Genomic DNA, 8694 nt, shown 5'->3' on the forward strand with positions numbered 1-8694 from the left:
TCATCGCCATATTCTCTGGGGCATGGTCTTTGCGCACTCTTGAGAGATCCTCACCCATAGTCACATCTAAGACCCAGTGCAAACTGTTCTCGATAGCCCAATGACTACGAATGGCCTGTGCTAATTCTTTAGCGTTAGCCGGTAAGCTGCTAATAAAATAACGTTGTTCAGTCGTGGTTTTATCCCCAACAGTCACACGTGATTCGACCATGGCAATGGTCTTTAAATCACACCAATCCACCCGTTGTGCTAACCACTCTAACTGATCCGTGACGTAACACAAGCGATGCTCAACACGTCCATGACCTTTATCATGATCCTCATAGCGATCAATAATTTTATGCGATTTAGCCTGGTGTAATTTTTCAATTTCAGTCGATAAAAATAGGCGAATATCATCATGCAAAGTACTGTGATTACCTTTTAATGACAACACATAATCTGCTTTTTTTTCATGAATCTTTTTAGCAATCTTTTTCTGTGTACCCATGGCATCAATGCTCACAATAGCGCCCTCAATGGCAAGTAAATCGAGTAACTTTGGAATAGCCGTAATCTCATTGGATTTCTCATAGACTTTTTCTTGACCCAGTACAAGCTTACTCGACGTAGCAAAGGCGCTTACCATATGAATGGCGGACTGTTCTGTGGCTTTATCAAAACTTTTTCTCAAAGCCTTTCCGTCAATGGCAATCACTTCTTTTAGCGCCAATTGAAACGATTGAACCCAAGCAATAAAGCATTGCTTGAACAGCTTGGGGTCTAAGCTAGAAAGCACTCGTGCAAAGGTGTTTTTTGAGGGTATCCCATTTTTAAAGGGTAAAAATCGACGAAGGTAATCCAGCTTCTCTTCGCCAAATGTTACAAAATCTCGCCAACTTTGTGCGCCACAAATGCTGCCACAAAGAACAACCAATAGGATTTCTGGCAGCGGATAAAGCTTCTTTCGATCAATTCTAGGGTCTTCTAATTCATCAAAATGATAAAGAAACGCTGGCTTTTTACTTGGGCTCACAACTAACTCCTTGTTTTATAAAAACAAGGAGTTTAATTCTTCAATGAAAATTATGCAGCTATTTTAATGGGACAGCCGTGAAAACAGGCAACGTCACTGGTCAAGCTGTTTACTGAATTCTGGCCAACTAAGTCGTACATTGCGCCAAGCCACGCTAGGCTAGGCTAGGCGCACAATAAAATTCGACAAAGTGCTTGTTTTTTCAAATAAAGCCGGTATTATTTCTCCCGATCTTGTGGGTCGTTAGCTCAGCTGGTAGAGCAGTAGACTTTTAATTCAATGTTCCATTGAGTGAAAAGTTAAAAAGACCGAAATTTATTAAGGAGTTACAGGCACCTTAATAAAGAGGGGAAAATGTTTGTATACTATTTGTATACTACAGAGAAAAATTAAAGCCGCCTGTTTACAATTTGTGGGTCGTTAGCTCAGTTGGTAGAGCAGTAGACTTTTAATCTATTGGTCATAGGTTCGAGCCCTATACGACCCACCACTTAAAAAACCCAATAAAATCAACAGCTTAAAAAGAATTCGATTGTATACTACTGTGTCGCTTAAGTCGCAAAAGATTTCCTTGTATACTATTTTGTGCCTCAAGCTACCTTTGGTTAACGCTTGGCGGCTTTAGTTCCATTCTGCTCCGCTTCTTGCCCATTTTGAGCGGGCTTTGATGAACTTTACTGTAGATATTAAACCCAATCAGCGTTATGTTATTAGCCGCGCTTTATGGCAGCAACACGGGTTAAATAGTATGAGCGATAACATCTTTGACAACTTGCCTAAGAGAGTATTACCCAAAGAGGTGTTTGAAACTTTACACCAGAACAAACACCTGAAACTAGAGCGCATTCTTTCAACCGGGCAAACCTCGGATTGGTACGACCAGGCCCAAGATGAATGGGTTATCTTGCTTCAAGGCCATGCGACTTTGGTATTTGAGGGCGGCAAGGCGGTTAACCTTAAACCTGGCGATTACCTCTTCATCGAGGCTCATAGAAAACATCGCGTAAGCTGGACAAACCCTGATGAGGTATGTGTTTGGTTGGCTCTTTACATACCAGTCCAAAATAATTCTGCTAGCAGTCAAATGCTGTAGATTGGCTTTGCCAAAATGACGAGCCAAGCTAGGTAGCCTGATAAGTATTGGCGCGAGAAATTACCATCTTCTGCTTTTAACGTAACCTTAAAAAGCATTATTTATATCTAATTCAATATTATTTAAATATTTATATTGATTATGATATAAATTTGTGTATTATTGGGTTTCTACCAATGAATTAGGTATCAGCATGGTAAAGAAAAACAAACCAAAGAAAAACAGTCGTGATGCAGGCATAGATATACAAGCCCGTTTAGCGTTGATCGAGGAATTACAAAATTACTTGAATGATCTACCTGGCACACAAGCGGAAAAAGCCAAAAAACTTAATGTCACTCAACCACGCCTTAACGATTTACTAAATGGGCGCGTTGAAAAATTTAGTGTTGAGGCGCTTACAAACTTAGCTAGAAATGCTGGTTTTAATATTCAACTAAATATACAAAAGGTTAGTATGCCTGATAATCGTCAAACAATTCCTTTAACCCCCACTTATACACCCTCGGTATTTGCGCCCAAACCGGAACAAATAAACTTAGAGTCAAAGCAAGCGACAGAGCTAATACTAAACATCCTCCGTTGTGATGTGATAGCCTCAGGACTCTCCCCAAAAGATGTCATAGTTTCTCTTAATATAAATGAAAGCGATGGAGGCATTGATGCGAAAGTTGAAGGTTCTTTACATGAAAATTCTTTATTAAACTTAGGGAGCACCTACTACCAAATTAAAACAGGCTCAGGATTCAAGCCCTGGCAAGATAGCTCTTTAAAGGCAGAGCTATTTGGAAAAAATAAAGCCCTTACAAAAAAGAATCTGAAGCCTGCAATAAAAGAGTGCTTTGATAAAGACGGAACGTATACAATTTTAACTTTAGGGCATGACATCACACCAGAAAAACATCAAAAATCAATCGACAATGCTGTATCATTATTAAAACAATGCGGCTACAGCAATCCGAAAATAAAGCTTTACAGCCAGGGGCAGATAGCCGGTGAAATAGGAAAATATCCCTCTATTTGTGCTGATCTTATTGGACTGTCTGACTGTAATTTTCGCACATTCTCAAGCTGGCAACGAATGTCGCACATGCAAACGGATTTGAAGTTAGGGTTAACTCAAAGCGAATTTATAGATACTCTTAGGAAAAACCTCCAAGAAGATAACGTGCAGCATATTCGGATTACTGGAGAACCAGGCATTGGAAAAACTCGGCTTACTCTTGAGTCGCTATCTGATAGCAGTATTGCCCCATCGGTTATATATGTACAAACCGGGGAGGATTTTCAAAAAAGTAAATTATTCACCGAGATTTTAAAAGCAGATCGGCAGTATTTTGTTACTTTGGTAATTGATGATTGTGATACTCGCGACATGACTTCTATATGGCAAAACTTAAAAGCCTTAGCAGGCATTAAGTTAATTACCATCAGCCATAATGATGAAGATATATATGACGGCACAATGAAAAAATTAAGCTGCCCCTCTTTAACAGAAAAAGAAATACAAGAAGTTTTAGCAGGTTATATAGGAAATCAAGACTTACACCGCTGGGCATCGTGGTGTGATGGCTCCCCAAGAGTTGCGCATGCTTTAGGAGAAAATCTTAAAAATAACCCTGGCGATTTACTTCAATCACCAGCCGATATACCAATCTGGGACAGGTTCATTATCGGGCATAAAAAGATACAACCTAGTGAAGAAGATCAATATCAAATTGTTTTAACTCATATTGCACTTTTTCAACGGTTTGGTTTTGAGTCACCAGTTACTGAAGAGGCACGTTTTATTTCGCAGTGGATAGAGAAAAATAATCCAACAATAACCTGGAATCAATTTCAAAAAATTGTTCAACACTATCGTAGCAGAAGAATAATACAGGGGCAGCATACGCTATACATTGTGCCGAAGGCACTGCATATATATTTATGGATAAAATTTTGGAAAGAGTATGGACGAGACTTTCCTTTTAAAGAATTTCTTAATGAGCTTCCAGAGAATATGAGTCATTGGTTTCTCCAGCAGTTTAAATATGCCCAGTCGGCTCCTCAGACACAACCTATAGTAGAGGGTATTTTATCTGATGGCGGATTATTTGCTGATAAAACCTTTTTTTTCTCGGAGACGGGGTTAAGGTTTTTAAATTATTTAGCCGAAGCAGCACCATCTGGAGTTCTCTCGTTAATTGAAAAGACTATTGGTACATGGAACCATGAGGAGCTCTATAAATGGCGTACTGGTAGACAGGAAATTGTTTCAGCTTTAGAGAAAATAATTGTTTGGGAAGGTTTTTTTATACGTTCAGCCCAAATATTAATTAATATGGCACTGGCTGAAAATTCAAATTATTCGAATAACTCAAAGGGGATATTGTTAGGTTTATTTTCTATTGGGCTTGGTTGGGCACCAACTCAAGCCCCCCCATCCATGCGGTTCCCTTTGCTAGAAAATCTAATTAAAAATAGTGATCTTGGCTGCCGAAATCTAGGGTTAGAGTTATGTTCAAAGTGGCTGGAAACTCGCGGCGGGATAAGAATGATCGGAGCTGAGCACCAAGGGCTCCAACAAACAATAAGTTTCTGGAGACCGCAAACTTATAGCGAGGTATTTGATTATTGGCGCGATGTACTGAAGCTTTTACGTAATGAGATGGAAGGACTTGACTCAATCTGGCGTAATAAATTTTCAAGTGTTTTATTGAGCGCAGCTTCTTCTTTAATAAACTACGAGCAAATAGCTGAGGAAGTCTTTGAATTGGTGTTATGGCTTGCTAATGATCAAGCGATAAATCGAAAACTACTGTTGGATTTTTATAATGACGCTCTAAAAGCAAAAGGTAGCTCATTGACTAAGTCAGAAATTAAAATTCTAAAGCAACTAGATAATAATTTAGAAGGAGTGAATATTTTTGACAGAGTTAATCGGTATGTTTGTAACATGAGCTCATGGAGGACGTATTACGAGTTTTCTGGCGATACAGTAATAGAAATTAACGATCAAGAAAAAAAATTGAAGTCATTAGCAAAAGAATGCGCCAACGAGATTAATAATTTTTCAGAAGTGCTCTTAGAAGTGAGTGCTAAGGAAATAAATCAGGATAGCAATATATTTGCATTTGGCATTGAGTGTGGAAAGCAAATCAATAATACAGAGTCGGATGAAAACATAATCAGCTTTATTATGAAAAAAGCTCACACTATTGTTAATGTGGTATTTATAGGAGGCTATATTGCTGGATTGCGAACCCGCGATCCTTCACAATGGGAGGTTATCTTACGTCAGTTATTGAGCAGAGAAAATACGAGAGAAATTGCTGTCGACTGCATATTAAAGTCTGGTATCACAGAGGTGTTGTTATATGACATGATTCTGCTTTTTAAAAACAAACTCTTTCCAGTAAAATCATTTAGTTTTATTCCTCTAAAAGAAGATATACAAAGTGTTTCAGAGGCTCTTATTCAAGACTTGTTAACTACGCTTATTTTTTCTAATCAAGAAAGATCAACTGCTATCTGCGTTGAATTGCTTAACATTTATTACATTAATAAAAACACCAAGAAAAGGCTTCCAAAACAAATAACATTCGACGTTCTCAGCATGAAACCTTTAAGAGAAAGCCTTAATCAGGTTTTATTTTCTTATTACTGGGGGTTGGTAGCGGAAGCATTTCTTGAACAGTACCCTGAAAGCGGATTAGATTTACTTGGAAATTTACTGGAAGTTATAGCTAATTCTTCAAACTACCCATTGGAATATAAGGATAATGTAGAAAAAGTTGCGAACGGTATTGTAAAAAGCAACCCTGGTGACGCCTGGACACTTATTTCAAAGGCTTTAGTTTCGGAGAATCAAAAAATTTATGAAATTGTATACTGGCTTAACAATCCATTTAGTTTTTCAGAAGAAGCTTCAGCTATAACTTTCATACCTCCAGGCCAGATTATAGCTTGGGTTAAGGAAGATCCAGATATTAGGAAAGAGTTGATACAAGAGATTCTGCCAAGATCGTTAGATCCCCAACAAGGTGGCAACTTGACTTCGCAGTTTATTGAGGCATTTATTGAAGAAAAAAAATTTACAAATGGATTGATGGCACACTTTTATACTGGCAGTTGGCAAGGTTCGGAGAGTATGTATTTATCAAAAAAACGTGATCAAGCTAGATCATGGTTAAGCAACACAAGATCACTTAAAATACGTATGTGGTTAGAAAGGTATATAGAAACTTTGAATAATAGAATACAGACTGAACAAATAAAAGAAGAAAGAAATTTTTAGGCTAGAAAAATTTTTGCATCATGAAAATTTATTTTTGAACTAATTTCCCACTATTTTTTTGATTGCAATAGCATATAACAAAATAGCACAAAACTTGACAGCTTTTACAGCTTTACAGTTCAAGAAAACACGATTAGCCATGAAAGTCGTGGAAGGCCATTTGAAAAAAAGCGCCTTTGGCAGCCTAGCTGATTACACGTTAATTAGCTGTCTTAATACTCACTGCTTTTAAGCAGTTTTAAAATACCCGCTTAGTTTAAGCTGTCGCAAGACCGTCAACTAAGTAAGATATACCATACTAGCCTAACTTAAAGGCTCACTTTTACCCATACTAAATTTTTCAATATACGCACACCAAAGCAGATAGCCACGGCTAGCGCTTTGGCGTGAATTTTTATTTCGACTTTTTAATGCCGGAAGCAGTTTGCTGATTCCGGTATGACAGGCTCTTTTTTTAAAGAGCATCGTTTTCGCAACCGACTGTTTGAATAAACAGATACCTGTTCTGGGTTCATGACCTGGTTCAGTTATAGGCTTATGGCCTTGGTTGTTAGGCTACACCGTTTCAAGCTTTGCTTGACCGTTGATAACCCTTTAAGGGTTATCGCGTGGTGTACCACCACTAAACAACATTTCAAACGATTAAGATATGTCGAAAATCAATAACACAGAACTTTCAAAGCAATGCTAGCGTCACGTTCGTAATGAATTTTACGACGTGACGCGCATTGCGCGTTATTTCAAACCCAAAATAATCAAAGAGTTAAAACAAAACCCAGATTAAAAACTGTCGTTGCATGTCCGTGACAGTTTTTAAGAACACAAAACATGAGGATTAAAAAAATGAGTAAAAAACATAAAATGGTTAACTCTGCTATTGTTGCTATCAAAAATAACAAAGACGGCGCTTATCGTACTCAGAACGATAGACGAACAGCCTTAGTTGATATGGCTAAAACACTTTACAACTTAGGCTATAAGCTTGATCACCTACGTTATATGAAGCCAAAGCATATTGAAGCACTGGTTCAGCATTGGAAAGCGAATGGTGATACCGCAGGCAGTATGAAAAACCGGATGAGCCACATTCGCTGGTTGATGCGTAAATTCGATGGCAAAATTCACATGGTGCCAAGTAATGATAATTTGGGCATCCCTAAACGAGTCTATGTCACCAATGAAGATAAATCGCGAACCTTAAACGAAACTGACCTGAATAAAATTCAAGACCCACTCATGCGCCACAGTTTGAAAGGTCAGGAGCTTTTCGGACTAAGGGTTGAAACCAGTCTAAAAATTCAGCCCTACGTTGCCGATGCCGGACAATACTTATTTATCAAGAAAGGCTGGGCGAAAGGCAGCAAAGAAGGCATGATCCCGATTCTTACCCAAGAACAGCGTGATTGGTTGGAAGAAGCAAAGCAGCTTGTGAAAAGCAAGACAAATTCGTTAATTCCGCCTAATCTCACGTATATCAAGCATCGCAGGAATTTTGAAACCAAGGCGAAGGAGGCTGGCATTTGCCACATGCATGGCCATCGTCACCTTTATGCGCAACGCCGCTATAAAGAGCTAACAGGCTGGGAGGCACCTGTTAAAGGCGGCCTCACTCGCTCAGAAATGACGAAAGAGCAAAAATGGCAAGATCACGCGGTGAGGCTTCAAATTAGCCTTGAGATGTTACATCAACGAAAAAACGTGCTCAACACATACTTAGGAAAGAAATAAAATATCCAGTAGTTGATCAAAATAAACTTTACTCATTAATTCGGCATTAAGGTGGTTATTTAAAACTTAATTCTGTTCTAGAATTAGCCTGATCTGCTGGCTCACCTTCATTTAACTCGTTATACTAAAAGTCAATTTCTATAGAATGTAAGGATACTTAATCTATGGCACTTTCTGCGGACAAACAGGCACTCTTGGATGCCTTTAATCAACACGTTAATGCCGAGCTTAATAAAGATTTAGAAACAACATTGGCAACCATGACCTCTGATCCGCACATTAATAGTATTCCCACCTTAACTGGTGGTGAAGGTTTAGAGGGTGTTAAGCAGTTTTATAGCAATTTAATTCCTGAAGGAAAATTCTTTCCGCCCGATACGGAAATGACACCTATTTCTCGCACCATCGATGAGCGTCAACTGGTTGATGAAATTATTTTAAAATTTACTCATACCAGTGAAATTGGCTGGATGCTTCCTAACATTCCACCTACGGGTAAACGAGTTGAAATTCCGCTGATTGTTATTGTTGGCTTTGATCAAGGCAAAGTGACTCATGAACATATTTATTGGGATCAAG

The 8694-nt window shown here is 38.5% G+C and carries 5 protein-coding genes and 1 tRNA gene; 5 read left to right on the forward strand and 1 reads right to left on the reverse strand.

Going from position 1 to position 8694, the window contains the following annotated elements:
* On the reverse strand, positions 1–1015 hold a 1015-nt coding region (locus COV52_01555; protein PIR11802.1), incomplete at its 3' end, for an ISAs1 family transposase.
* A 414-nt stretch (positions 1016–1429) separates the two neighbouring features.
* Between COV52_01555 and COV52_01560 the strand changes: the two genes are divergently transcribed.
* From COV52_01560 to COV52_01580, 5 genes are all read left to right on the forward strand, one after another.
* Positions 1430–1505, forward strand: a tRNA-Lys gene (locus tag COV52_01560).
* Positions 1506–1763: 258 nt separating this feature from the next.
* Complete coding sequence (locus COV52_01565) at positions 1764–2108, forward strand: cupin (GenBank protein PIR11898.1); 345 nt, start codon at positions 1764–1766, stop codon at positions 2106–2108.
* A gap of 193 nt (positions 2109–2301) precedes the next feature.
* Positions 2302–6387, forward strand: coding sequence for a hypothetical protein (locus COV52_01570; protein ID PIR11803.1), 4086 nt, complete (start codon positions 2302–2304; stop codon positions 6385–6387).
* Between the two features lie 828 nt (positions 6388–7215).
* The gene (locus tag COV52_01575) at positions 7216–8115 is read left to right on the forward strand and encodes an integrase (GenBank protein ID PIR11804.1); all 900 of its coding nucleotides are present in this window, start codon (positions 7216–7218) and stop codon (positions 8113–8115) included.
* A 164-nt stretch (positions 8116–8279) separates the two neighbouring features.
* Positions 8280–8694, forward strand: a 415-nt coding sequence (locus COV52_01580) for a carboxymethylenebutenolidase (protein PIR11805.1), incomplete at its 3' end; no start/stop codon positions are given.

The sequence above is a fragment of the Gammaproteobacteria bacterium CG11_big_fil_rev_8_21_14_0_20_46_22 genome, assembly GCA_002796245.1.
Lineage (GTDB): Bacteria > Pseudomonadota > Gammaproteobacteria > UBA12402 > UBA12402 > 1-14-0-20-46-22.

What these genes read in the sequence shown, in the direction of transcription:
- COV52_01570 (PIR11803.1), top strand. Translation starts at nt 2,302, where the DNA reads ATGGTAAAGAAAAACAAACCAAAGAAAAACAGTCGTGATGCAGGCATA.
- COV52_01565 (PIR11898.1), top strand. Translation starts at nt 1,764, where the DNA reads ATGAGCGATAACATCTTTGACAACTTGCCTAAGAGAGTATTACCCAAA.
- COV52_01575 (PIR11804.1), top strand. Translation starts at nt 7,216, where the DNA reads ATGAGGATTAAAAAAATGAGTAAAAAACATAAAATGGTTAACTCTGCT.